The 25036-nt window shown below is 68.4% G+C and carries 18 protein-coding genes; 8 read left to right on the forward strand and 10 right to left on the reverse strand.

Features of this window, described 5'->3' with window-relative positions; genetic code table 11:
• Positions 1–14 precede the first annotated feature (14 nt).
• The 4 genes from C8E99_RS14250 to C8E99_RS14265 all read right to left on the reverse strand — a co-directional run bounded on the left by C8E99_RS14250 (position 15) and on the right by C8E99_RS14265 (position 8283).
• Positions 15–1340: an MFS transporter gene (locus C8E99_RS14250; RefSeq protein ID WP_115932854.1), complete on the reverse strand. Its 1326-nt coding sequence runs from the start codon at positions 1338–1340 to the stop codon at positions 15–17.
• A gap of 11 nt (positions 1341–1351) precedes the next feature.
• Positions 1352–2803 carry an MFS transporter gene (locus tag C8E99_RS14255; RefSeq protein WP_170144621.1) on the reverse strand — a complete coding sequence of 484 codons (1452 nt, stop codon included), beginning with the start codon at positions 2801–2803 and terminating at the stop codon, positions 1352–1354.
• 60 nt (positions 2804–2863) lie between these two features.
• Positions 2864–4249 carry an MFS transporter gene (locus C8E99_RS14260; protein ID WP_115932856.1) on the reverse strand — a complete coding sequence of 462 codons (1386 nt, stop codon included), beginning with the start codon at positions 4247–4249 and terminating at the stop codon, positions 2864–2866.
• 167 nt (positions 4250–4416) lie between these two features.
• Positions 4417–8283 carry a hydantoinase B/oxoprolinase family protein gene (locus C8E99_RS14265; protein ID WP_115932857.1) on the reverse strand — a complete coding sequence of 1289 codons (3867 nt, stop codon included), beginning with the start codon at positions 8281–8283 and terminating at the stop codon, positions 4417–4419.
• Positions 8284–8513: 230 nt separating this feature from the next.
• On the opposite strand from C8E99_RS14265, the gene C8E99_RS14270 reads away from it, so the two are divergent.
• Both C8E99_RS14270 and C8E99_RS14275 read left to right on the forward strand, forming a co-directional pair.
• Positions 8514–9287: an N-carbamoylsarcosine amidohydrolase gene (locus tag C8E99_RS14270; protein ID WP_115932858.1), complete on the forward strand. Its 774-nt coding sequence runs from the start codon at positions 8514–8516 to the stop codon at positions 9285–9287.
• 248 nt (positions 9288–9535) lie between these two features.
• Complete coding sequence (locus C8E99_RS14275; RefSeq protein WP_115932859.1) at positions 9536–10360, forward strand: IclR family transcriptional regulator; 825 nt, start codon at positions 9536–9538, stop codon at positions 10358–10360.
• 40 nt (positions 10361–10400) lie between these two features.
• Here the strand turns inward: C8E99_RS14275 and C8E99_RS14280 are convergent, their stop codons facing one another.
• From C8E99_RS14280 to C8E99_RS14300, 5 genes are all read right to left on the reverse strand, one after another.
• A complete protein-coding gene (locus tag C8E99_RS14280) occupies positions 10401–11240 on the reverse strand; it encodes an IclR family transcriptional regulator (RefSeq protein ID WP_115932860.1) in 840 nt (279 codons plus the stop codon).
• 111 nt (positions 11241–11351) lie between these two features.
• Positions 11352–12608 (reverse strand): aminopeptidase P family protein, encoded by a 1257-nt coding sequence (locus C8E99_RS14285; protein WP_115932861.1) that lies wholly within the window; start codon positions 12606–12608, stop codon positions 11352–11354.
• A gap of 130 nt (positions 12609–12738) precedes the next feature.
• Entirely contained in the window at positions 12739–13593 is an 855-nt protein-coding gene (locus C8E99_RS14290; protein ID WP_115932862.1) for a creatininase, read from the reverse strand.
• Positions 13590–15473 (reverse strand): BCCT family transporter, encoded by a 1884-nt coding sequence (locus C8E99_RS14295; protein ID WP_115932863.1) that lies wholly within the window; start codon positions 15471–15473, stop codon positions 13590–13592. Before C8E99_RS14295 ends, C8E99_RS14290 begins: the two co-directional genes overlap by 4 nt.
• Positions 15474–15694: 221 nt before the next feature.
• Positions 15695–16354 carry a GntR family transcriptional regulator gene (locus C8E99_RS14300; protein WP_115932864.1) on the reverse strand — a complete coding sequence of 220 codons (660 nt, stop codon included), beginning with the start codon at positions 16352–16354 and terminating at the stop codon, positions 15695–15697.
• A 131-nt stretch (positions 16355–16485) separates the two neighbouring features.
• On the opposite strand from C8E99_RS14300, the gene glyA reads away from it, so the two are divergent.
• The 6 genes from glyA to C8E99_RS14330 are packed head-to-tail and all read left to right on the forward strand — an operon-like array spanning position 16486 to position 24486.
• The gene (gene glyA / locus C8E99_RS14305) at positions 16486–17871 is read left to right on the forward strand and encodes a serine hydroxymethyltransferase (RefSeq protein ID WP_115933511.1); all 1386 of its coding nucleotides are present in this window, start codon (positions 16486–16488) and stop codon (positions 17869–17871) included.
• Position 17872: 1 nt separating this feature from the next.
• The gene (locus C8E99_RS14310; protein ID WP_115932865.1) at positions 17873–19090 is read left to right on the forward strand and encodes a sarcosine oxidase subunit beta family protein; all 1218 of its coding nucleotides are present in this window, start codon (positions 17873–17875) and stop codon (positions 19088–19090) included.
• Positions 19091–19114: 24 nt separating this feature from the next.
• Positions 19115–19480 (forward strand): sarcosine oxidase subunit delta, encoded by a 366-nt coding sequence (locus tag C8E99_RS16090; protein ID WP_115932866.1) that lies wholly within the window; start codon positions 19115–19117, stop codon positions 19478–19480.
• Positions 19477–22416, forward strand: a complete 2940-nt coding sequence (locus C8E99_RS14320; protein WP_115932867.1) for a 2Fe-2S iron-sulfur cluster-binding protein — start codon at positions 19477–19479, stop codon at positions 22414–22416. Before C8E99_RS16090 ends, C8E99_RS14320 begins: the two co-directional genes overlap by 4 nt.
• Positions 22409–23029 carry a sarcosine oxidase subunit gamma gene (locus C8E99_RS14325; RefSeq protein ID WP_115932868.1) on the forward strand — a complete coding sequence of 207 codons (621 nt, stop codon included), beginning with the start codon at positions 22409–22411 and terminating at the stop codon, positions 23027–23029. The genes C8E99_RS14320 and C8E99_RS14325 overlap by 8 nt, the downstream gene beginning before the upstream one ends.
• Positions 23026–24486, forward strand: a complete 1461-nt coding sequence (locus C8E99_RS14330) for an L-serine ammonia-lyase (protein ID WP_115932869.1) — start codon at positions 23026–23028, stop codon at positions 24484–24486. Before C8E99_RS14325 ends, C8E99_RS14330 begins: the two co-directional genes overlap by 4 nt.
• Before the next feature lie 6 nt (positions 24487–24492).
• Here the strand turns inward: C8E99_RS14330 and C8E99_RS14335 are convergent, their stop codons facing one another.
• Complete coding sequence (locus tag C8E99_RS14335) at positions 24493–24966, reverse strand: MarR family winged helix-turn-helix transcriptional regulator (RefSeq protein WP_115932870.1); 474 nt, start codon at positions 24964–24966, stop codon at positions 24493–24495.
• Positions 24967–25036 lie beyond the last annotated feature (70 nt).

Below are 25036 nucleotides of genomic sequence, written 5' to 3' on the forward strand. Positions count from 1 at the left end.
TGATCAGCCGGTGGTCAATTCATGCTCAAAGGCTGCTTGCTGGTCTCCTTGGCCAGGGCGACGGCGATCAGCGACACGGCGGCAGCGGCCATCAGGTACCAGCCGGGAGCTATGGTGCTGCCGCTGGTGGCGATCAGCCAGGTGGCCACCAGAGGTGCGGTCCCGCCGAAGAGCGCGTTGGAGAGGTTGAAGCTCACGGCGAACCCTGAGTAGCGGACCTTGGTGGGAAACATCTCGGCCAGAAAGCTGGGCAAGGTGCCGTCGTTGAGGGTGAGCATCCCGCCGAGCAGGATCTGCACCAGGAGGACCACGAGGAAATTGTCCGTGTCCAAGAGGTGGAACGCCGGGATGGTGAAGAGCAGGAAGGCCACGGAGGCGCTCATCAGTACCCGTTTGCGGCCGAAGCGGTCCGAGAGTGAACCCGTGACGAAGATGAAGCCGATGTAGGTCACCAGGGCAACCGTGGTGGCGAAGTAGGACGAGGTCTGGTCGAGGCCGAGCTCCTCGGAAAGATAGGTCGGCATGTAGCTGAGGATGACGTAGAAGCCCACGGCATTCAGCAGCACGGCACCGGCGGCCTGTACGAGGCTGGTCCAGTGGTCGCGGAACAGGGAACTCACGGGGGCCTTGACGGCTTCGTCCTTGACGGCCATCTCGCGGAAGGCCGGGGTGTCCTCCAGCTTGCTGCGGATGTATCGGCCGATCAGGCCCATGGGTGCGGCGAGCAGGAAGGGCAGTCGCCAGCCCCAATCGGTCATCTGCTGGCTGTCCAGCGTTGCCGTCAGGATCGTGGCGATGAGTGACCCGAGCAGTAGGCCGGTCGCCGTGCTGGCGGGGACCACTGCGGCATAGACGCCGCGCTTCCCTGGTGGGGCGTATTCCACGAGGAAGGCCGAGGCCCCGGCGTACTCGCCGGAGGCCGAGAAGCCCTGGATGAGGCGGAGCAGGAGCAGCAGGAGCGGTGCCCAGATGCCGATGGTGACGTAGCCCGGGATGAGAGCGATGAGGAAGGTGGCCAGGGACATCAGCAGGATGGACCAGGACAGGGCGACCCGGCGTCCGAAGCGGTCGCCGATGTGACCCCAGAAGAAACCACCGAGCGGGCGCACCAGGAAGGACACGGCGAAGAGCGAGAAGGTCAGCATGAGGCCCGTGGCCGGGTCTGAGTCGGGGAAGAACACCGCTGTGATGGTGACAGCGAGGTAGCCATACATGGCGTAGTCGAACCACTCGACGAAGTTGCCGATGAAGCTGGCTGTGACCACCCTCCGGCGCGTGGCGGTGTCCACCGGAGTATGGGTCTGCCCGCTGAGGGTGGGCCTGGTCGTCGAGCTGGTCATGATTCCTCGTCTCAGATGTTGCAATGAATGCAATTGAGTTGCATCAGATTGACACCGCAACAGTGTGGCCATGTGATGCGCATCACGTCAAGAGCTGGAGGGTGGAGGCCGGCCCAGCCGGCCACAGGTTCGTCGTGGAAGCGGCGCAGGGGATGGCCGGCGGTCTCGCGGACGAACACGGAGACGACCACCAGGGCGATGACCGCCACGATCGTCACGTAGATGGCTGGGGCCAGCGTGTTGCCAGTGGTCGCCACCAGCCAGGTCGCCAGGTACGGGGCGGTGCCGCCGAAGAGCGCATAGGTGATGTTGTAGCTCAGGCCGGAGGCCGTGTACCGCACGTCCGTGGAGAACATCTCGGAGATCAGAACCGACGTCACCACATTGGCGGAAACCGCGCCCAGGGCAATCAGCAACTGACTGGCCATGGCGCTGCCGAGGGTGCCGAGCTCGGCCAGCATGTACGCGGGGATGGTCAGCACCGTCAGCAGTACGGCTGATATCTGCATGATCCGGCGCCGGCCGATCCGGTCGGAGAGCCGCCCCATGAACGGAGAGAGCCCCGTGGCGAACAGGAGCGCGACCAGGCTGGAGAGCAGCGCCTGGCCTTGGTCCAGCCCAACCACCTGGGTGAGGAAGGTGGACATGTAGGTGGAGAAGATGTAGAAGGACAGGGCCGTCAGCATGACGAAGCCACCGAGCTTGAGCATCTGCGCCCACTGGCTGCTGATGACCTCGCGGAGTCTCAGCGTCGGACGGTTCGCCGAGTCCTTCACCATGGCCTCAAACTCGGGAGACTCGTGCAGCTTGGAACGGATGTAGAACGCGACGAGACCCATGGGGATGGACAGCAGGAACAGCACGCGCCATCCCCACTCACCCATGGCCTCAGGCGGCAGGGCGAGACTGAGCAAGGCCCCGAGGCCAGCGGCCAGGGCGAAGGAGACGAACGTGGCCGCGGACATCGCGCTGGAGTAGCGGTTCCGCTGATGGTCCGGGCTGTGCTCGACGGTGTAGATGGTGGCGCCGGCATACTCACCGCCGGCGGACAAGCCCTGGACGCACCGCGCGACGGCCAGCAGGACTGCGGCCCAGATGCCGATGGCTTCCTGGCTGGGGATCAGGCCAATGGCCGCCGTAGATCCGGACATGAGTAGGACCGTGACGATCAGGATCTTCTTGCGGCCGAGCCGGTCGCCCAGCCGGCCGAAGATGATCCCGCCCAGCGGACGCAGTGCGAAGGCGACGGCGAAGATCGCGAAGGTCTCCAGTAGTCCCGTCACCGGGTCATCAGAGGCGAAGAAGGTGGCGGCGATATGGGTGGCCATGAAGCCGTAGATCGCGAAGTCGAACCATTCAACGACGGTGCCGGCGAAGGACGCTCCGACCACCTTGCGGAGGTGCCGGGGACTGACTTTATGTAGGCCAGGCGTCTGGGTGGTCGATGTGGTCGTACTGCTCATGTGGTGTCCTTGGTGCTGCATTGGTTTTGCCTCGATGGGTTTGTCAGGTGCGGTGGTCGGTCAGTCGGTGCGCACCGTCCGCGGATCGATGGGTGGTGCGGCGAAAACCAGCAGACCCGAGGCCAGAATGGGCAGGCAGCCCCACCAGAGGGTGGCGGTCTCCCAGCTGTGGCCGGCCGCGAGGGTCGCCGTGATCAGGACGCCGCCGATGATGGCGCCCACCTGCCCCGAGGCGTTGATCAGCGAGCTGCCGGTGGCCCTGGTGTGGACTGGGAAACTCTCACCGGTGAAGAACAGCAAGGCGGAGAACGGGCCGATGAGGAAGAACAGGCCCGCGCTGTAGAGGGCGACGATGAGGGGGTAGTTGCCGTCCGGGGCCTGGAGCATCGCGAAGAAGCAGATGCTGCAGAGGATCCACGCCAGACCGATGGTGTTGCGCCGGCCGATCCGGTCCCCGAGCCAGCCGTGGAAGAGATACCCCAGGAAGGAGGTTGCGTTGGAGACGATCAGGATGGTCAGGGCGTTGTCGAAGGAGATGTTCTTCCCCGACTCGGCAGTCAGCAGGGAGGTGCCGAGGATGGAGAAGGCCAGCACGCCGACCCAGTTGAGTAGGAACGACGAACCGATCACCAGGGTGGGCCGGAGCGACGTCCCACGGAACACGTCCGCCATCGGGGAGGTCTGTTCGCCGAGACCGATGCCATAGACGTCCGCGCGTTCGCGGGCCTGGTCCAGCCGTCCGGACCTGCGCAGGTCGTCCACCTCCTTGCGGCGGCGGAACTGCGGGCTCTCCTTGAGCCAGCGGCCAGCCCAGAGGATGAAGACGGCCGGGATGGCCGCGACCACGAAGCAGAGTTCCCAGCCGCCGATGGGAAAGAGCAGGTAGACCGAGCTGGCGGCGAGGACGGAACCTACCGGCCACCCGGACTGCACGAGGGAGTAGATCAACCCGCGCCGCTTGGCCTTGGCCGGGTCTGAGTAGCGGTGCGCGAACATTTCATTGAGGTAGGCGGCGTTGATGGCCTGCTCGGCGTAGCCGAGGCCGGCAATCGACCGGACCAGGACCAAAAAGACCAGGCCGAGCCCGGCGGAGATGCCGTAGACCCAGCCGACCGTCGCCGTGAGCAGGGAGGCCACGGCGGCACCGGCCACGGCCACGAGGATGCCCTTACGCCGGCCGATCTTGTCCGTGATCGGACCGATGGCGAAGGCCACGAGCGCTGTTCCGGCGGTGACCCAGGTGTTGACCTCGGTGGAATGCGCCTCCGTCCAGCCCAACGAGGCCGCCAGCTGTGGCAGCAGGTTGCCGAAGAGGACGAAGTCGTAGACAGCGAAGGTCCAGGCGAAGAAGCAGATCCACGAAGCGATGGTCACATCCCGGCCGGACACGTCGTGGGTGCTGCGGGTTGTGGGGGGTTCCTTGAGGTCTTTCGGCGAGGCGGTCATGTCGGTTCCTGTCGATTCCGGTGATGCGGATGATTCCTGAGTCAGTGGGTGACGCGGGACGGGGAGGGTGGCGATGAGGGGAGGCAGAAGGGGAGGGCGGACCCGTGCAGAGTCGCGGCCCGCACGTGGGTGGTCCGCCCTCCCCGTTGAGGACCGGATCCTGAGGATCAGGCGTTCGCGGTTTCCCGCTGGTCGAGGCGGGCCCGGGACACCGTGGTGGCCGCGGCATCCACGCGGAACGTTCCCTCGGACTCCGCGAGGACCACGCCGTAGTCCCGCTCGGCGGCGTCGCGGGTGGTGAACCCGTCGAGGACGTCTTCGAGGACCTTGGCCGGATCGCGCTTGACCGGGTCACCGAACCCTCCGCCGCTCGGGACGGTGATGGCGATCGAGTCTCCGGCCTTAAGCTGCCAACCGGTGACCTTCGACGGCCAGCTCTCCTCGCCGTCGCGGCCCGGGTTCTTCACCAGGGAGGCGTTCAGGCCATCGTGGCCGCCGTCGAATCCCCAGGGGACGTCCGATTCGTGGCGCTCGCCCTCGCAGGTGATGATCGTGTCCGTGAGGAAGGTGTTCTCCCGCACGATCCCGATGCCGCCGCGGAATTCGCCGGCGGCCGCCGGTTCGTCGCGTAGCTCGTAGCGGTCGGTCCGCATCGGGAACCGCCACTCCAGCTCCTCGATGGGGTTGTTGCGGGTGTTGGCGATCAGGTTGTCCACGGAGTCCGGGCCGTCACTGGTGGAGCGCGCGCCGTAGGAGCCTTCGTTCACCTCGAGGTAGACCCAGTACTCGCCGGCCTTCTCGTCCCAGCCCGAGTACGACAGGAAGTGGATGTGGGCCGAGTTGCCGGCCGTCACCCGTTCCGGCATGACCGGGGCCATGGCCCGCAAGGCCAGGTCCACGGCGCGCTGTACCTGGGAGAAGCGGGAGAACGTGGCCGCCGGGTAGGTCGGATTGAAGATCGTGCCCTCGGGGGCAATGACCTTCAGTGGCTTGAGCATGCCCTCGTTCTGCGGCACGAACACCGGGAAGGCGACCTCGTCCAGGAACATCATGCGGGTGATGAACGTGAACGCGGATACGGTGGTGCCCTCGAAGGCGCAGTTGTAGGCGGTGGGAACCTGCGCCGAGGAACCGGTCAGGTCATAGGTGATCTCGTCACCCTCCACGATGACCTTGACGGCGATCGGCAGCTTCGTGCCGTAGTTCCGGCCGTCGTCGTCCAGGTATCCCACCTCCGTCTCGTACACGCCGTCCGGGATCTTGGCGATCTCCTGGCGCAGCATGCGCTCGGAGTAGTCGATCCAGGCCTGGCCGGAATCCTGCACCGCGCCGATCCCATACCGGTCCACGAGGGCCAGGTAGCGGGACTTGGCGAGCTCGCAGGCGGCGATCATCGCCTGGAAGTCGCCCTCGTTCGAGGTGGGAGTCCGGGTGTTGTTGAGGATGTGCCGGATGAGCGAGTCCTGGCGCACACCCTTCTCGTGGATCTTCACGGCCCGGAAGATGGTGCCCTCGGACTGGACATCCTGGATGTCCACCATGAGCCCGGAGAACGCTCCGCCGTTGTCGATCAGCTGGCCGGACGCGCCGGCGAATCCGACGAGCTCACCGGAGTGGAAGATGGGCTCGATAATCGCCACGTCCGGGGAGTGGGTGGCACCCAGGTACGGGTCGTTGTGCAGGATGACGTCGCCCTCGTGGATGTCCTCGCCCAGCACGGACATCACGCCCTTGACGATCTTGGGCATGGAGCCCATGAACATCGGGGTGGAGTCCGACTCGGCCAGGACGTTGCCGTCCTTGTCGAACAGGCCCGCTCCGAGGTCCTCGGACTCGCGGATGATGGAGGAGTAGGACATCCGGAACAGCACCGAGGCCATCTCCTTGGCGGCGGAGTTCAGGGCACCGCCGATCACGCGCATGAGGATGGGCGTGGCCAGCTTCTCGGGGGACTCCACGGCCGAGGGGCAGGTGATGACGATGTTGCCTGCCTCGTCCACCACGCCCGAGAATCCCGGAGGGACCACCGTGGTGGTGTCGTACTGCTCGATGATGGCCGGGCCCTCGAAGGACGTGCCCACCCCCATCCTGTCGCGGTCGTAGAAGCCCGTGTCCAGGCCGGTGGGCTTGCCATCCACGTCGAAGACCACCGGGCGGGTCTCGAGCAGGGCGTCGGCGAGGTCGGCACCTGGGGCGGGCGCCGGCGTCGGGAGTTCGTCCATGAGGCCGGAGGCCTCCACGCGGATGTTGATGATCTCCACTGAGCCATCCTTGAACCGGTGGCCGTACTCCTCCAGGTGTGCCTCGTGAAAGGCCTCCTCGGCCTTCGCCAGCCAGGCGGCGTCCACGGGCCCCTCGGGCACGTCGAAGCGGATCTCGTAGCCCTGGCCCTCGTAGCGGGCATCGGCGAGCCAGTCGATCCTGCGCTTCTCGGCCGGGAAACCCTCGGCGTCCAGTTGCGCGACGGCCTGGGACTCGAGCTGCTCGTAGGAGCGCTGAATGGCCTGCGGGTCCGCCTCCGTGAAGCGGAATCGCTGGGTGGCCACGAACTCGTACTGCTCGTCGGTGGCCAGCAGGCCGGTGGCGGCGATGATGCCGGGGTGGGCCGGGACTAATACTTGGGGCACCTCGAGTTCGGCCGCGATCTCGCAGGCGAACAGGGCGCCGGCTCCACCGGCGGCCACGAGGGTGAAGTCGCGCGGATCGTAGCCGCGGCGCACGGAGTTCTGCTCGATCGCCTGCGTCATCCCGAACTTCTGGATCTGCAGGGCGCCCAGGGCCGCCTCCTCCACGGACATCTTCAGCCGGTCGGCGAGCACGCCCATGGCCGAGTGTGCCGCCTTGAGATCCAGGTCGATCCCGGACCCGGCCAGCAAGCGGTCCGGGCGCATGCGCCCGAGCAGCGCCTGCGCGTCCGTGGAGGTGGGTTCGATGCCGCCCTTGCCGTAGCAGACGGGGCCGGGGGTGGCACCGGCGGACTGGGGTCCCACCCGAAAGACGCCGCCGGCATCCACATAGGCGATGGATCCGCCGCCGGCGCCGATGGTGTCCACGTCCACCATGGGCACCATGGCCTGGTAGTCGCCGATCTTGGTGTCCAGCAGGTGGCGCATGCGCACCTCACCCTGGTGGGCCACGGCGATGTCCGCCGAGGTGCCACCGATGTCCAGCGTGATGACATTGTCGGACCCGGACTGTCTGCCGGCCCAGATGCCACCGATCAGGCCTCCGACCGGACCGGACATCATCAGGGTGACGGGACGCTTGGCGGCCTCCTTGATGGGCACCATGCCGCCGGAGGACTGCATGAGCAGGATCTCCTTGCGGAAGCCCAGGGCCGCGGCCTCGGCCTGCAGCCGCTCGAGGTAGCGGGAGACCTTGGGGCCGACGAAGGCGTTCAGGGCCGTGGTGGAGAAGCGCTCGTACTCGCGATACAGGGGGACGATCTCGCTGGAGAGGGAGAGGAAGGCCTCGGGGAAATCCTCGGTGACGATCTCGCCAATCCGCCGCTCGTGGGCGGGGTTGAGGTAGGAGTGCAGCAGGCAGACGGCGATCGCCTCGACGCCGGCCGCCTTCAGCTCGCGGACGCGCTCGCGAACCTCGTCCTCGTCCAGGGGCACCAAGACCTCTCCTTTCGGGGCGGTCACACGCTCCTTCACCGTCAGGCGGTGCCGGCGCTTGACCAGCGGGTGGGTCTGCCAGGGGAGCTCCTGCTGCAGGGAGAAGTTATGAGGCTTCTTGTGCCGGGCGATGTGCAGGATGTCCCGGAAACCCTCCGTGGTGATCATCCCCACCTCGGCTCCCGTGTGGGTCAGAGCGGTGTTGGTGGCCACGGTGGTGCCGTGGACGATCTGCTCGATCTCCGACAAGGCGACCCCGGCCTTGGCGCTCAGGCGCCGCAGGCCGTCGAGCACTGCCTCCGAGGGGTCATGGGGGGTCGAGGGGACCTTCTCCACCATGGCGGTCTTCTGCTCGTCGTCGGAGAAATACAGGTCAGTGAACGTTCCGCCGACATCTACGCCGATGCGTTTCATGGGTCTGTCCTTTCGGGGCGGGGGGAAATGGTGTTGCTTTCTCAGCAAGTCGAGTCCATTTATAGAAACAGGGGAATGTTGAGCCGGTGTGGCCGGGATGTTTCCAGCGTGAGAACTCTCGAGATTGCCGCATTCCACGCTGGCTCGGAGGTGTTTCGTGCGCTACAGTCGTCAATACAGCAACCTCGTTGCTTTTGTAGCAACAAATGATCGTGAGAGTGGAGAGAATCATGACCGTCACAACCAACAGCGACATCGAAGCCCGTCTGGCAGCAGTGCTGGAAGAGGCGTTCGAAGCCGGCAGGGGAATCTACAACGAGCGTGGTTTCACGCGTCGGATCGGATTCGGCAACCGCCCCGCCGTCATCCACATCGATCTCGCCAACGCATGGACCCGTCCGGGCCACCCGTTCAGCTGCCCGGGCATGGAGGAGATCATCCCGAACGTCCAGCGGATCAACGAGGCCGCGCGCGCCAAGAAGGTCCCGGTCTTCTACACCACGAACGTGTACCGGAACCGCGACGCCAGCTCCGGCACGAACGACATGGGTCTGTGGTACTCGAAGATCCCGACGGAGACACTTCCGGCGGATTCCTACTGGGCGCAGATCGACGACCGCATCGCTCCCGCAGAGGGCGAGGTGGTGATCGAGAAGAAGCGTGCCTCGGCGTTCCCGGGGACGAACCTCGAGCTCTTCCTGACCTCCAACCGCATCGACACCCTGATCGTGACCGGTGCGACCGCGGCCGGGTGCGTGCGCCACACCGTCGAGGATGCGATCGCGAAGGGCTTCCGCCCGATTATCCCCCGCGAGACCATCGGCGACCGCGTCCCGGGGGTCGTGCAGTGGAACCTCTACGACATCGACAACAAGTTCGGTGACGTCGAGTCCACGGATGCGGTGGTGGAGTACCTGAACGGCCTGGCGCAGTTCGAGGACACGGTCCCGAAGACGCTCTCGGACCCCCAGCCCGAGGTGGAGGCCCCTGCGGACCCGGCCTGAGCCCCACTGTTCTGCCGGCGTCCTGGGGTCCAACCGTCTCGGTCCGACCCGGCGACAGCCCGGCGCACCTCAGCGGGTGCCGGGCTGTCGCACCTCCGCAAGGAAGGGGAGGTTCCGGCATTCCATGCCGGCTGCATCCGTCCAGAGCCGGAAGGCCGGAATCTCCACCGCCGTTAGCATGGGGTCACGCCCGCCGGCGGCACATCAGCCGCCCGGGTGGACGTGAACCACCATCCGAGAGGAATGACATGCCGGAAACCGCACCGGACCCCGCGTCGGCCGCGGAGAAGCCTCAGGGCGCCGCTGCCTCACTGCTCAACGGGTTGTCCGTGCTGGAGGCATTCTCCGCCACCACCCGACCACTGCTGGGCGTCACGGAGATCTCCGAGATCGTCGGATTGCACAAGAGCACCGTGTCCCGCATGCTCGCCGGGCTCACCGAGGCCGGCTACGTTCAGCGCGATCTGGACTCGGGGAGATACCGGCTGGGCCTCGGCATGATCGGCCTCGCCGGACCGTTGCTGTCTGAACTGGACGTCCGCCGGGCGGCATTGCCCCACCTCGAGGAGCTCACGCAGTCCACGGGGGAGACCGCGGCCCTGGCCGTGTGGAACGGCGCAGCGGCGATCGTGGTGGAGCAGGTGGCAAGCCCGCACCAGGTCAAGCACAGTGCGACCATCGGCACCCGGTACGCCAAGTTCGCGAGCTCCTCGGTGCGTGTCTTCCTCGCGGAGCTGCCGGCGTCCGAGGTGGACCGCCTGCTGCGGAGCGGATCCGTGGAGCGTGAGGGCTACTCCGGGCCGGAAGACGACCCGGTTTTCCGCCACCTCGACATCGTCCGTGAGGCGGGTGAAGCTGTCAATGACGGCGAGACCACCTTCGAGGAGTACGGCGTCTCCGTCCCAGTGCGGGACTACCGCGGCAAGGTCGTCGGCTGCATCACCGTTAGCGCCCCGCGGTCCCGGGTCCAGTACAGGGGCAGTCAGGCCGACCTGGCCGCCGCGGTCCGGCTGGCCGCCGCGGCCGTGTGCGCACGCCTGGGTGGTCTGCCCGAGGCGGAGGCCCCGGAGTAGTAGGTGAGCATCTCCGCCTCGCCATCCAGGGCCAGGTAGTTCACGGGAGTGCGGCCCCCAGTCGCTGGGAGATCCGGTATGCGGCCTCGCGGCAGTGGGCGGCGAGCTCGGCGACCCGTTCGGCGGGGACGCGGTAGCGGGGGGCCGCCAGCAGCACGGCGGCCACCACCTCGCCGCGGTGGTCCAACACGGGTGCCGCGATGCCCACCTCGTCCGGCTGGGTCTCGCCGTGGTTCACGGCGTGGCCGTCATGGCGGACCGCTGCGAGCCGTTCGAAGTAAATGGCCGGGTCGGAGGGGGAGTCGAAGGCGATCCGCCCGGCATTCAGCAGTCCGCGCACGCGCTCCGCGGATTCATGCGCCAGGAAGACCTGGACGCTCGCGCTGAGGCCGGTGGCGTAGCGGCTGCCCAACACGGAGGTGTGCTTGACCTGCTGTCGGCTGGGAACCTGTTCCACGGTGACCGCGGCGGTGCCGTCCCAGATGTTCAGCGCCGCCGTCTCGGCGGTAGTTTCCGACAGCTCGCGCAGATCGTCCAGGGCGATGCGACGGACATCGAGGCCCGCCAGCAGAGGCCCGGCCACGGCGATCAGGCCCAGGCCCAGCCGGTACTTGCGGGAGGCCTCGTCCCGCTCGACCACTTTCTCCTGCTCCAGTGTGGCGAGGATCCTGGAGACACTGGACTTGTGCAGGCCGACCTGGGTGGCGATCTCGGTGACCCCCAGGACCGGCTCCTCCACGGTGAAGCAGCGGATGACCTGGAGGACGTTGACGATCACGGAGGTGCCGCGCGCTCCGCCGCCGGTCCCGGCCACGGCCTCACCGGACGGAGTTCCGGAGCCGGTGCGTCCGGCGTCGGGCGTGGTGCTGGTGGTGCCCATGGTGGTCCTCCTGGGACGTGTGGCGGTCTCTGTGTCCCACCATGCCACGGCCCGGGTCCCTACAGGGAACCCGGGCCGCGGTCCTGGTGCGGGAGGGCGCCCGCGGGGCACTCAGGCGTCGATGATGTTGTTCTCCGGGCCGAAGCCGAACTTCGTGATGTTCTCCACGCCGCCGTCGTCTCCGATGACCAGGATGTCGTGCTCGCGGTAACCGCCGGCACCCGGCTCGCCGTCCATGACGGTGATCATCGGCTCCATGGAGACCACCATGCCCGGCTCGAGGACGGTGTCGATGTCCTCGCGGAGCTCCAGGCCGGCTTCGCGGCCGTAGTAGTGGGACAGGACCCCGAAGGAGTGGCCATAGCCGAAGGTGCGGTTGGGCAGCAGGCCGTGGCCGATGTAAATCTCGTTCAACGCATGGGCGATGTCCTGGCAGACCGCTCCGGGCTTGATCAGTTCGAGGCCGGCGCGGTGCACCTCCACGTTGACGTTCCACAGCTCGAGGCTGCGCTCGTCCGGCTGACCGAGGAACAGGGTGCGCTCCAGGGCCGTGTAGTAACCCGAGGTCATGGGGAAGCAGTTCAGGGACAGGATGTCCCCGCGCTGCAGCTGACGGGTGGTGGCCCAGTTGTGCGCGCCGTCCGTGTTGATGCCGGACTGGAACCAGACCCAGGTGTCCCGGACCTCCCGGTCGGGGAAGGTCTTGGCGATCTCGTGCACCATGGCCTCGGTGCCGATCAGGGCGACCTCGTACTCGGAGATGCCCTCACGGATGGCCGCCTTGATGGCCTCGCCGCCGAGGTCGCCGATGCGGGCGCCGTGCTTGATGACCTCGATCTCCTCGGCGGACTTGATCATGCGCTGGCGCATGGCGTCCTGGGAGACGTCCAGCAGCTCGGCGCCGGGGAACGCGTCCTGGATGCGCTGGCGGGTCAGGCCGGGCAGGAAATCGTCCTCGACGCCGAGGCGGGAGGCCTTCACGCCGTCCCGCTTCAGGGCCTCCTGCAGGCCGTAGAAGAAGTTGTCCCGCTTCCAGTCCGTGTACACGATGTTCTCGCCGTAGCTGGTGCGCCAGGGCATGCCGGCATCGATGTTGGCCGTCACGGTGGTCGAGTTGGTGGCGGTGACGACCAGTGCGTAGTTGCGCCCGAAGGTGGTGTAGAGGAAGTCCGAGTAGTACTTGATGCCGTGGTAGCTGGTGAGGATCACGGCGTCCAGGGACTTCTCGGCCATGATCTGACGCAGGCCGGCCAGGCGGCGCTCGAACTCGGCGTCCGAGAACGTCAGGGGCTGCTTGGACCCGTTGTGCAGGGTCTTCAGGCGCTCGAGGTCGGAAACGGAACGTGCGGTGGTGGAGGTGGTGCTCATGGTGTACTCCTGGGGGCGTGCCGCCTGCGGGCGGTCCTGGTGTTCTGGTGGTGCCGTTTCATCGCATCCTGAGTCGGTTGCAGTACACGCAACGGCGTTGCATTCATTCTGTGGTGTGTTGAGGGTCACGTCAAGAGGTCTCGGGGACTTCCCGTGCCGGCAGGCCGAGCTCGGTCGCCAGGTCCCCTGCCAGCTCCGCGGTGACCTTCTCGAACAGCAAGGAGCCCTTCCGGGCGTCAGAGCCGTCCGGGGCTGAGAGGCATCCCGTCTCCGGGGTGCGCGAGACCACCACGGGCAGGCGGTCGAAGCGGGGCAGCGCCGCCGGCGGGTGGCTCACGGCGCGGTCCATGGCCACGAGCCCGGGGTGCAGGTGCAGCATCAGCGAGGTCTCCAGGACCCCGCCGTGCTCGATGTCCCAGCCGGGGAAGCCGTCCGGGTAGACCGTCTCCAGGGTGTCTTCGGTGACGTAGTCCCAGTAGGAGAGCAGCAGGATCGCCGGCGCGACTGGTCCGACGTCGTGCCCCGCGGAGCGCAGGTCTCCGAGCGCCAGATCCGCGGCCTCGTAGAGGAACTGGTAGTTCTCGTAGTGCCCGTTGAGGACCACAAGGTGGCGCACGCCCTGCTGCAGGAACCCGGCCATGATGCACCGCGCCTGGGCGATCAGGGCTGCGGCGTCCAGGCTGACCGTCCCGGCCAGGTGGTCGCCGCCCCCGGACTTCTGCTGTGACTTGTAGCCGTAGGACAGCGGCTCGGCCACCTTCGCCCCGATCCGGGAGGCCACGGCCTCCGCGATGGTCGAGGACAGGATGGCATCCGTGCCCAGGGGGAGGTGGGGGCCGTGCTGCTCGAAGGCACCGGCCGGCAGGATCACCGTGGACTGCTCCCCGGCGGCCCAGTCCCGGTAGGTGTGGGCGTCCAGGTGGGCCAGCCGAGTGGGCTCGGCGGTCGTCTGCCCCGTGGGTCGGGGGTCGGGGGTGCTGATCACTGCTGGGGCCTCTTCTCGGTTCGGGGGCCGTAGCCATAGGGATCCTGGACGTCGGTCAGTGTCCCCGGGCCCACGCCACGGCGCGGATCGGGGCGGGGGATGCCGTCCTCGTCGCAGAGTTCGTCCTCGGCCCGGGGTTCGGGGTCGTTGATGTCCTTCTCCAGCTGCCGGACCTCGCGGTCGCGGGAGCGCAGCCGGCGGATCAGGTTGATGATCATCAGCAGGATCACGAAGGAGAACGGGAAGGCTCCGATGATCGTGCCGGTCTGGACGGTGTCCACCACGTCGGCGCCACCGATCGAGAGCAGCACCAGGGCCACGGCGGCGATGCTGGCGACCAGCACCACGCGGAACCAGGGGCCGGACTTCTTGGGTGCGGAGACGAACTCCGCCAGGGCGTAGGTGCCGGAGTCGAGGCTGGTGACGTAGTAGGTGGCGACCAGGATGGTGGCCACCACCAGGAGGATGCCGCCTACCCACGGGATCATGCCCAGCATGGAGAACAGCCCGGCGGAGGTGTCCTCGGCCACATCCGCGGACACGGTGCCGTCGGAGACGTTGTCATAGTGGATGCCGGCGGAACCGATGACGCCGACCCAGACCATGACGATCAGGGACGGGATGATGGTGACGCCCAGAACGAACTCACGGATGGTGCGGCCACGGGAGATGCGGGCGATGAAGCCGGCGACGAAGGGGGAGAACGCGATCACCCAGCACCAGATGAACACGGTCCAGATGCCGTTCCAGCTCTCGGACCAGTCGCCGAGCGGGGCCGCTGCGCCCTCGGCGCCTGTCCAGAAGCTCATGGGGATGAAATGGGTGAAGAACGAGCCGAACGTCTGGGACAGGTTGGACAGGATGAAGACGGTGGGGCCGAAGACGAAGACACCGACCACCAGTACGATGCTCAGGATCGAGTTGGCCTCACTGATCCGCTTCATGCCCTTGTTGACGCCCAGGAAGGCAGAGAGCGCGGTGAGGCCGCCCAGGGCCACGATGACGATCAGCCACGTCAACGAGTTCGAGTCCATCCCCGTGAATGAGGTGAGACCGGAGCTGAATTGCATGGCGGCGAACCCGAAGGAGGTGGCCAGGCCCAGCACGGTCGCGATGATGGCCAACAACTCCACCACGACGCCGGCCGGGCGCTGGACGCGCTTCGGCAGGAGGTCCACGGTCGCCTCGCGGAACGTGAGGGTCTTGCCGAGGTTGTGGTGGGAGTAGGCCAGGCAGATGGCCACGACGCAGTACATGGCCCAGGCGGTCAGGCCCCAGTGGAAGTAGGTCCAGACCATGCCGCCCTGACCGGGATTGCCACCGTCGGGCACCACCGGGGTTCCCTCACGCAGCAGGATCGGCTCGGCGATGGACCAGAAGATCAGGCCGATGCCCTGGCCGCAGGCGAAGAGCATGGAGTACCAGGCGAACTTGCTGTGCTGCGGCCGCGCCTTGGGGCCGCCCAGACGAACGCGCCCGACCTTGCTGAGGCACAGCCAGGCGCAGACGGCCACGGCGATGAGGGAATAGGCCACGAACCACCAGGTGAATCCTTCGGTCACGAAGGTCCGCAGGCGGCCGATGAGGGCGGCGGCCCCCTCCGGGTCGAGGGTCACGGCGATGACGGCTGCGATGATCAGTACGGGCGGCAGGACCATGATGATGGCCCGGTCCAGCGGCGGCACGATGCGGCCTCGAAAACGCGGCAGTGTCACGGTGCGGCGGCGACCGATGGCGCCGCCGTGGGCGGAGCCGTCCTCCGTGACGGGTCCACGTGCCGCGGTGTCGGCGTGGGGGGCCGCAGTGGCGACGCCGGAGGGAGGGCTGGCGTCGGCGGGTGGGGTGGGGATTTCCGGTTCAGTGCTGTCTCGAGCGGACATGTCGACTTCCTTCGGGGGCGCAGTCGCGGCGGGCGGGCCGTTCGGCGTAGGACCGTGGGCTCGTGGTGAGGGGAGGGGGCCACGGTTCGGAAGGGCCCGCAGTTGCGTTTTCGGCAACTCTGTTGCGCTACAGGATGGCAGTGGGCTGCATCACAGTCAAGCCCCACAGGAGGGCGGGAGCCACCGGCCGGTCGGACGGGGTCCGGGGAAGGTCGGCCCCGTCAGATCACCTGACGGATGGCGGCGTCGAAATGCCGGATGTGCGCGGAGGTTAACTCCTCGGCGCGGTCGGCATCCCCCTCGAGGATCGCGTCCAAGAGCCCCAGGTGCTCCCGGATGTGCTCGGCCACGTCCGGGAGCCGGTCCACCACGACGCACCAGATCCGGGTGGCCAGATTGTCCAGCCGGATCAGCGATTCCTCCAGGTGATGGTTGCCCGCGGCGCGGTAGACCAATCGGTGCACCGCGAGGTCCTGGGCCATGACCTCGCGCCAGGGTGTGGTGCCGGAGAGCTGGTCGATGCCCTCGCGCGCCTGTGCGAGGGCGGCTCGAACGGAGGGGTCCGTGGTGGCGGCGGCCTTGCGGGCGGCCAGGGGCTCCAAGAGGTGGCGCACCTCGGAGACGGCGGCCAGCTCGGTGATGTCCACTCGGGTGGCGAAGGTGCCCCGGCGGGGATAGGACACCACCAGATGGTCGGTTTCGAGCCGCTTCAGGGCCTCACGCAGTGGGGTGCGGCCGAATCCGAGCTCACGGACGAGCTGGAGTTCCTGGAGCGGCTCGCCCGGGGCGATGTCCAGCATGATCAGCCGGTCCCGGAGAGCGCGGTAGGCCTGCTCGGCGAGCGAGAGACCGGCGGGGGCGAGGTCCGTTGCGGTGGTCATGAGGTCCTTTGGCTCGTCGGGTGGGCCCTGTTCCTGCCACCCCTTGACGAGGTGTGATCCTCATCATACTCTAGACCGCAGCTTGATATATCAGTTGTCTTCAAATGACGTACCAGGAGATCATCGTGACCATGACCCGTGAGATGGCCGAGGCCATCCCCACCGAACTGACTGCTGACCTGGCCGAGCTCGACCCCGAGATCGCGGCGCATATCGACGCCGAGCTGGGGCGGCAGCGCGAGGGGCTGGAGATGATCGCCTCTGAGAATCACACCGCCGCGGCCGTCATGCAGGCCCAGGGCTCGGTGCTGACGAACAAGTACGCGGAGGGGTACCCCGGTAGGCGCTACTACGGCGGGTGTGAGCATGTGGATGCCGTGGAGACGCTGGCCATCGAGCGCGTCAAGGACCTGTTCGGCGCCGGGTACGCCAACGTCCAGCCGCACTCCGGGGCCCAGGCCAACGCCTCCGTCATGCACGCGCTGATCCGGCCCGGGGACACCGTGCTCGGGCTCAATCTCGCCCACGGAGGGCACTTGACGCACGGCATGAAGCTCAACTTCTCCGGCCGCCTCTACAACATCGCGGCGTACGGCGTGGACGAGTCCACCCTCGAGGTGGACATGGACGAGGTAGCCCGCCTGGCCCGCGAGAACTCCCCGAAGCTGATCGTCGCCGGCTGGTCCGCCTACCCGCGCCACCTGGACTTCGCCCGCTTCCGCGAGATCGCGGACGAGGTGGGCGCCTACCTCATGGTGGACATGGCCCACTTCGCTGGGCTCGTGGCCACGGGCCTGCACCCCTCGCCCGTCCCGCACGCCCACGTGGTCACCTCCACCACCCACAAGACCCTGGCCGGCCCGCGCGGCGGCATCATCCTGACCAATGACGCGGACATCGCCAAGAAGGTCAACTCCGCCGTGTTCCCGGGCCAGCAGGGTGGGCCGCTCGAGCATGTGATCGCCGGCAAGGCCGTGGCGTTCAAGATCGCCGCCTCCGAGGGTTTCCGGGACCGGCAGGAGCGGACCCTGGCCGGGGCGCGCATCCTCGCCGAGCGGCTCACCCGCCCGGACGTGGCCGAGCACGGGATCACCGTCCTCACCGGCGGCACGGACGTGCACCTGGTCCTCGTGGACCTGCGGGACTCGTCCTTGGACGGCCAGCAGGGCGAGGACCTGCTGGCAGCCGTGGACATCACCATCAACCGCAACTCCGTGCCCTTCGACCCGCGCCCGCCGATGGTGACCTCCGGGCTGCGCATCGGCACCCCCGCCCTGGCCACCCGCGGCTTCGGTGAGGAGGCCTTCCGCGAGGTCGCGGACGTCATCGCCGAGACCCTGAAAGCTGGCGCTGCTGGCGCTGCCGCCGCCGGGACCGCTGGCGCGGCGGACGCCGGGGCCGGCGTCGGGGTGGCCGACGAGGTGGTGACCGGCCTGCGCGAGCGGGTCCGCACCCTGGCGGCCGCCCATCCCCTGTACCCGAACATGACCGAACACCTCACCCCGAAGGGGGCCTGACATGGCCGAGAAGCTTCCCGAGCACCCGGACTTCCTGTGGCGCAACCCCGACCCGAAACCCAGCTATGACGCCGTGATCGTCGGCGGCGGCGGCCACGGCCTGGCGACCGCCTACTACCTGGCGTCCAGACATGGCATGACCAACATCGCCATCCTGGAGCGGGGCTGGCTGGCCGGCGGCAACATGGCCCGCAACACCACGATCATCCGCTCCAACTACCTGTGGGACGAGTCGGCGGCGATCTACGAGCACTCCCTCAAGCTATGGGAGGGGCTGCCGGAGGAGCTGGAGTACGACTTCCTGTTCTCCCAGCGCGGCGTGATGAACCTGGCCCACACCCTGCAGGACGTGCGTGAGTCCCAGCGCCGCGTGAACGCCAACGTGCTCAACGGCGTGGACGCGGAGTGGCTGGACCCGCAGCAGGTCAAAGAGGCCTGCCCCATCATCAACATCGGGGACGACATCCGCTACCCGGTCATGGGGGCCACCTACCAGCCGCGCGCCGGGATCGCCAAGCATGACCATGTGGCCTGGGCCTTCGCCCGGAAGTGTGACGAGATGGGCGTGGACATCATCCAGAACTGCGAGGTCACCGGCTTCGTCAAGGACGGCGAGCGGGTGGTGGGTGTGGAGACGTCCCGCGGCCGCATCAACGCCGGCAAGGTGGCCCTCGCGGCCGCCGGTCACTCTTCCGTGCTGGCGGAGCTGGCCGGGTTCCGGCTGCCGATCTCCTCCCATCCCCTGCAGGCGCTCGTCTCCGAGCTCTTCGAGCCGGTGCACCCCACCGTCGTGATGTCCAACCACGTCCACGTGTATGTCTCCCAGGCGCACAAGGGCGAGCTGGTCATGGGCGCCGGGATCGACTCCTACAACGGCTACGGCCAGCGAGGCGCATTCCACGTGGTGGAGGAGCAGCTGGCCGCCGCGGTCGAGCTGTTCCCGATCTTCGCCCGGGCGCACCTGTTGCGCACCTGGGGCGGGATCGTGGACACCACCTTCGACGCCTCGCCGATCGTCTCCACCACCCCGATCGACCAGATGTACGTCAACTGCGGTTGGGGCACGGGTGGCTTCAAGGGCACCCCTGCCTCCGGCTACACGTTCGCCCACACCATCGCCACCGACGAGGCCCACCCGCTGAACGCCCCGTTCGCGCTGGACCGCTTCGAGACCGGACACCTCATCGACGAGCACGGCGCCGCCGCCGTGGCCCACTAGGAAGGTACAGGCAGGAGAAGAATCATGCTGCTGATCGACTGCCCGCACTGCGGGCCCCGCAACGAGACCGAATTCCACTACGGGGGCCAGGCCCACATCGCCTACCCCGAGGACCCGCACTCCCTGGACGACCGGGGCTGGGCCGAGTACCTCTTCTACCGCGACAACCCCAAGGGGCTGTTCGCCGAGCGCTGGCAGCACGGCGGCGGGTGCCGCAAGTGGTTCAACGCACTGAGAGACACCCACAGCTACGAATTCGCCGCTACGTACCCGGCCGGATCTCCGCGGCCCGATGCCGGCGACCTCCCGGACCCCGGCCACGGCAACTCCACCCGGACCACCCCTTCCAGCCCCGCCAGCCCGAACACCGACCACGGAGGCCACCAGTGAGCACCGCCAACACCCGGCGCCTTGAGGCCGGCCGCGCCCCCGGCCACGGCATCGACCGCAGCCGCGAGATCACCTTCACGGTGGACGGCACCCAGTACACCGGCCATCCCGGCGACACCCTCGCCAGCGCCCTCATCGCCAACGGCCGCCTCGACTGCGGATCCTCGCTCTACGAGCGCCGCCCACGCGGCATCCTCTCCGCCGGCGTCGAGGAGCCCAACGCCCTCGTCACCGTCGCCGCACGCTTTGCCGGGCACGTGGACGAGTCCATGCTGCCGGCCACCACGGTGGGTCTGACCGAAGGGCTGCACGCCACGTACCTCTCCGGGCTCGGCGTGCTGGATCCGAGGAAGGATGAGGCGGTCTACGACCACAAGTATGTTCACGCCGACGTCCTGGTGGTGGGCGCGGGACCGGCCGGTCTGGCCGCCGCCCGCGAGGCCGGGAAGTCCGGTGCCCGCACCATCCTCATGGACGATCAGCCCGCCCCCGGGGGCTCGCTGCTCTCCGGCCGCACCGAGACGATCGACGAGATGGACGCTCGTGAGTGGGCCGCCGCCACCCTCGAGCGCCTCGCCGCCGCCGAGGACTTTACCTACCTGCCCCGCACCACCGCCTTCGGCAGCTACGACGAGAACTTCGTGGTGGCGGTCCAGCAGCGCACCGATCACCTGCCGGCGCGCGAGCGGCCCGGGGTGTCCCGCCAGCGGATCTGGCACGTGCGCGCCAGCCAGGTGGTGCTGGCCACGGGCGCCCACGAGCGTCCCCTGGTCTTTGCCAACAACGACCGCCCGGGCATCATGCTCGCCGGCGCCGTGCGCAGCTACCTGAACCGGTACGCGGCTCTCGCCGGCGAGCGCGTCGTGGTGGCCACCACCAACGACTCCGCCTACTCCCTCGTGGAGGACCTGCATGACGCTGGCGTCTCCGTGGTGGCCGTAGCGGACTCCCGGCCGGAGGCCTCGGCCACCGCCCTGGAGGTCCTCGAGGCCACAGACGTGCGCGGGATCTTCGGCGCCGCCGTGGTGGACACGGCCGGTGGCGGCCCCGCCGGCCGGATCAGCGGCGTGACCGTGGCGCCCCTGGATGAGTCCGGCGCCATCGCCGGTGACCCCGAGACGCTGGACGCGGACCTGCTCGCCGTCTCCGGCGGGCACTCGCCGGTGGTTCACCTGCACAGCCAGCGCCAGGGCCGGATCGCCTGGAACCGAGAGCTCGCGGCCTTTGTGCCGGCCGCCCGCGTCAAGAACCAGTTCACCGCGGGAGCCCTGACCGGGGCCGTGACCCTGGGTGAGGCCTTGTCCCAGGGGGCCGAGTCCGGTCACCAGGCCGCCCGGGCCACCGGCTCCTCCGCCCCGCTGCTGGTGCCGAGCGCCCCGGCGTCCCCGGCCCCCGGAACCGTCCGGCCCGTGTGGCTCGCCCCGGCCCTGGCCGGTGAGCCGGCCGAATGGGACACCCACTTCGTGGACCTGCAGCGGGACCAGACCGTGGCGGACGTGCTGCGGGCCACGGGCGCCGGGATGCGCTCGGTGGAGCACATCAAGCGCTACACCTCCATCTCCACCGCCAACGACCAGGGCAAGACTTCCGGGGTCAACGCGATCGGCGTGATCGCGGCCGCCCTGAACGAGGGCGATCTCGGGGAGATCGGGACCACCACCTTCCGCGCTCCGTTCACCCCGGTGGCCTTCGCCGCCGTGGCCGGCCGCCGCCGCGGGGAGCTGTTCGACCCGGCGCGCGTCACCTCGATCCAGCCCTGGCATGAGGCCGCCGGCGCCCTGTTCGAGGACGTGGGACAGTGGAAGCGGCCCTGGTACTTCCCGCAGAACGGAGAGGACATGGACGCCGCCGTGCTGCGCGAGTGCGCCGCCGTGCGCGACTCGGTGGGCTTCATGGACGCCTCCACCCTCGGCAAGATCGAGGTGCGCGGGGCGGACGCCGCCGAGTTCCTCAACCGCATCTACACCAACGGCTTCCTCAAGCTGAAGGTCGGGATGGGCCGCTACGGGCTGATGTGCTCCGCAGACGGCATGCTCTTCGACGACGGCGTGACCATGCGCCTGGCCGAGGACCGGTTCCTGATGACCACCACCACCGGCGGGGCCGCCAAGGTCCTGGACTGGCTGGAGGAATGGCACCAGACCGAGTGGCCGGACCTGGACGTGGTGTTCACCTCGGTCACCGAGCAGTGGAACACCGTCGCCGTCGTCGGGCCCAAGTCCCGCGAGGTGGTGGCGAGGGTGGCCCCGGACCTGGACGTCTCCCAGGAGGCGTTCCCGTTCATGGCCTTCCGCGAGACCACCCTGGCCAACGGGACCCGCGCCCGGATCTGCCGCATCTCCTTCTCCGGCGAACTCGCGTTCGAGATCAACGTGGAGGCCTTCGCCGGCCTGTCCACGTGGGAGGCCGTGGCCCAGGCCGGCGCCGAGTTCGGGATCACCCCGTACGGGACCGAGACGATGCACGTGCTGCGCGCCGAGAAGGGCCTCATCATCATCGGCCAGGACACGGACGGCACCGTGACCCCACAGGACGCCGGGATGGGCTGGGCGGTGTCCGCGCGGAAGGACTTCGTGGGCAACCGCTCGTTCTCCCGGGCGCACACGGCCCGCGAGGACCGCCGCCACCTGGTGGGTGTGCTGCCCGTGGACCGCACCACCCGGCTCGCGGAGGGCGCCCAGCTGGTGACGGCGGGCACCCCTCTGACGCCCGACGCCGGCCCGGTCCCGATGATCGGCCACGTCACCTCCTCCTACAACTCGGCCGCGCTGGGCCGGACCTTCGGTCTGGCCCTCGTGGACAACGGCCGCAACCGCATCGGCGAGATCGTGCGCTCGCCGATCGGCGCCGGTGGCCCGGACGGCGAGAACTACGTCGAGGTGGAGATCGCCTCACCCCTGCTCTACGACCCCGAAGGGACCCGCCGTGATGGCTGAGAAACTGATGACCCGATCGATCCGCACCTCCCCGGCGGCCCACCTGGAGTCCCTCATGGCGGAGGCCGAGGTGCACGGCGCCCGCGCCGTGTCCCTGCATGAGCTGCCCTTCGCTGTCCAGATCGGCCTGCGGGCCGCGCCGGACTCCGAGACCGCACAGGCCCTGGAAACCGTCCTGGGCGTCCAGTTGCCGGCCGGCCACGGCCAGAGCACGGGGGACGCCTCCGGTCAGCACGTGCTGTGGCTGTCCCCGGACGAGTTCCTCGTGGTGGACGTCTCCCGTGAGCAGTCCACGGGTGATGCGGACTCGCTCGAGACCGCCCTCGAGGGTTTGCCGGGCCAGGCGCTGGACCTCTCCGCCAACCGCACGATCCTCGTGCTGGCCGGGCGCTCGGCTCGGGACGTCCTGGAGAAGGGGTGCCAGGCGGACCTGCACCCGCGCTCCTTCCCCGTCGGCCACGCGATCGTGACGGCGGTGGGACCGGTCCCGGTCATCCTGCACCGGTCCGCCGAGACCGAATTTCGGCTGTACCCCCGTGCATCCTTCGCCGATTTCCTCGTACGCTGGTTGGTGGATTCCATGGCGGAGTTCCGTCAGGAGGAAGTGCTGTGACCTTGAGCGTGCTGGACCTGTTCTCGATCGGCCTGGGGCCGTCGTCGTCCCACACCGTGGGGCCGATGCGCGCCGCGCGGCTCTTCGCCCGATCGCTGGCCGAGGCCGGCCGACTGGACGAGGTGGTCCGGGTCAAGGCGGTGCTGTTCGGATCGCTCGGCGCCACGGGCCAGGGCCACGGTTCGGACCACGCCGTGATCATGGGCCTGGCCGGGCTGGCCCCGGAATCGGTCGGCGCGGACGAGGCGCCCCGGGTGGTGGCAGAGGCCATGGACTCGGGGCGGTTGCGGCTGGACGGCACGCGGGAGGTGGCCTTCTCCGCGCAGGACGTGGTGCTCAACGGCTGGGAGTCGCTGCCCGGCCACCCCAACGGCATGCGTCTCACCGCTTACTCCTCCGAGGAGGCCGCCGCGGCCGCCGGCTCCGGGGCCGAGGACGGTGCCGTCCGGGACAGCGCCCCTGCCCATGGTGTCGTGGCCTCGCAGGAGTACTACTCCGTGGGCGGCGGCTTCGTGGTCACCGCTGAGGACCTGGCGGAAGCCGGGTCCGGCACGGACGAGCCGGAGGTGCCCGAGCCCTACCCGTTCGCCAGTGGGGCAGAACTGCTGCAGCGCTGCCGGGAGTCCGGGCTGTCCGTGGCCGGCGTCATGCACGCCAACGAACTGACCCGGCACTCGGCAGAGGAGATCCGCACGGCCCTGCTGGATGTCTGGGCCGTGATGCAGGAATGTGTGGAGAACGGCTGCAGCCGCACCGAGGAAGTCCTGCCCGGCGTGCTGCTGGCCAAGCGGCGCGCACCCGGACTGCGCCGACGGCTGCGCGAGCAGCAGGCCCAGGGGGACACCCAGGACACGCTGTGGGCCATGGAATGGGTCAACCTCTTCGCCCTGGCCGTGAACGAGGAAAACGCCTCGGGTGGCCGCGTGGTCACCGCCCCGACCAACGGGGCCGCCGGGATCATCCCCGCCGTGCTGCACTACTTCGACATGTTCCGCGAGTGCAATGACGATCGGGTGGAGGAGTTCCTGCTCACCGCCGGCGCCATCGGCACCCTGTTCAAACGCAACGCCTCCATCTCCGGTGCCGAGGTCGGCTGCCAGGGCGAGGTGGGCTCGGCCTGCTCCATGGCTGCCGGGGCCTTGTGTGCCGTCCTGGGAGGCACCCCGGAACAGGTGGAGAACGCCGCCGAGATCGGACTGGAGCATAACCTTGGCCTGACCTGCGACCCCATTGCCGGGCTCGTGCAGATCCCGTGCATTGAACGCAACGCGATCGCCTCCGTGAAGGCCATCAACGCCGCCCGCCTGTCCCTGGTCGGTGACGGCACCCACCGGGTGAGCCTGGACGATGCCATCACCACCATGCGGGACACCGGGCGGGACATGATGTCCAAGTACAAGGAGACCTCCCGCGGTGGCCTGGCCGTGAATGTGGCGGTCAACCTCCCCGAGTGCTGAGCGCCGCTAGGGCGTGGTGGTGTTGAGATCCTGGACGTTGTTGCGCAGGAGTCGTAGGGCCGCTGACAGGGCATCGAGCTGCGGCTGGTCCAGTCCCTCCACCAGCCGGCCCTGCAGGGTGGCCACCTCATCCTGCAGGCGGGTGACTGCCGCCCGGCCCCGGGGCGTGGCCCGGAGCAGCAGCCGCCGCGCATTGTCCGGATCCGGGGCGCGGCTGATCAGGCCCTGCTCCACGAGCGGACCGATGGTCCCCGCCATGGACTGGGCCCGGACGAACGAGCGCCGGGCCAGCTCCGAGGAGGTGATGCCCGGCCTGGACAGCAGCACGGTGAGCGCCGTGTACTGGGCGGCGGTGAAACCCCGGCTGCCGGCGATCCGCTCGACCTCGGGGCGGAGCCCGGTGTCCAGCAGCTTGATCATGTAAATGAGCCAGCCGTCGATGACGAGGTCTGGTGCGGCCTCGGGATCCTGACTCGGCATGGTGCCTCCCAGGGTCGTGCGGGAACGGGTGCGGCCGATGGGCGTGACCCTTGACGTTCGTTTCAGGTTA

The sequence above is a fragment of the Citricoccus muralis genome (assembly GCF_003386075.1).
Lineage (GTDB): Bacteria > Actinomycetota > Actinomycetes > Actinomycetales > Micrococcaceae > Citricoccus > Citricoccus muralis.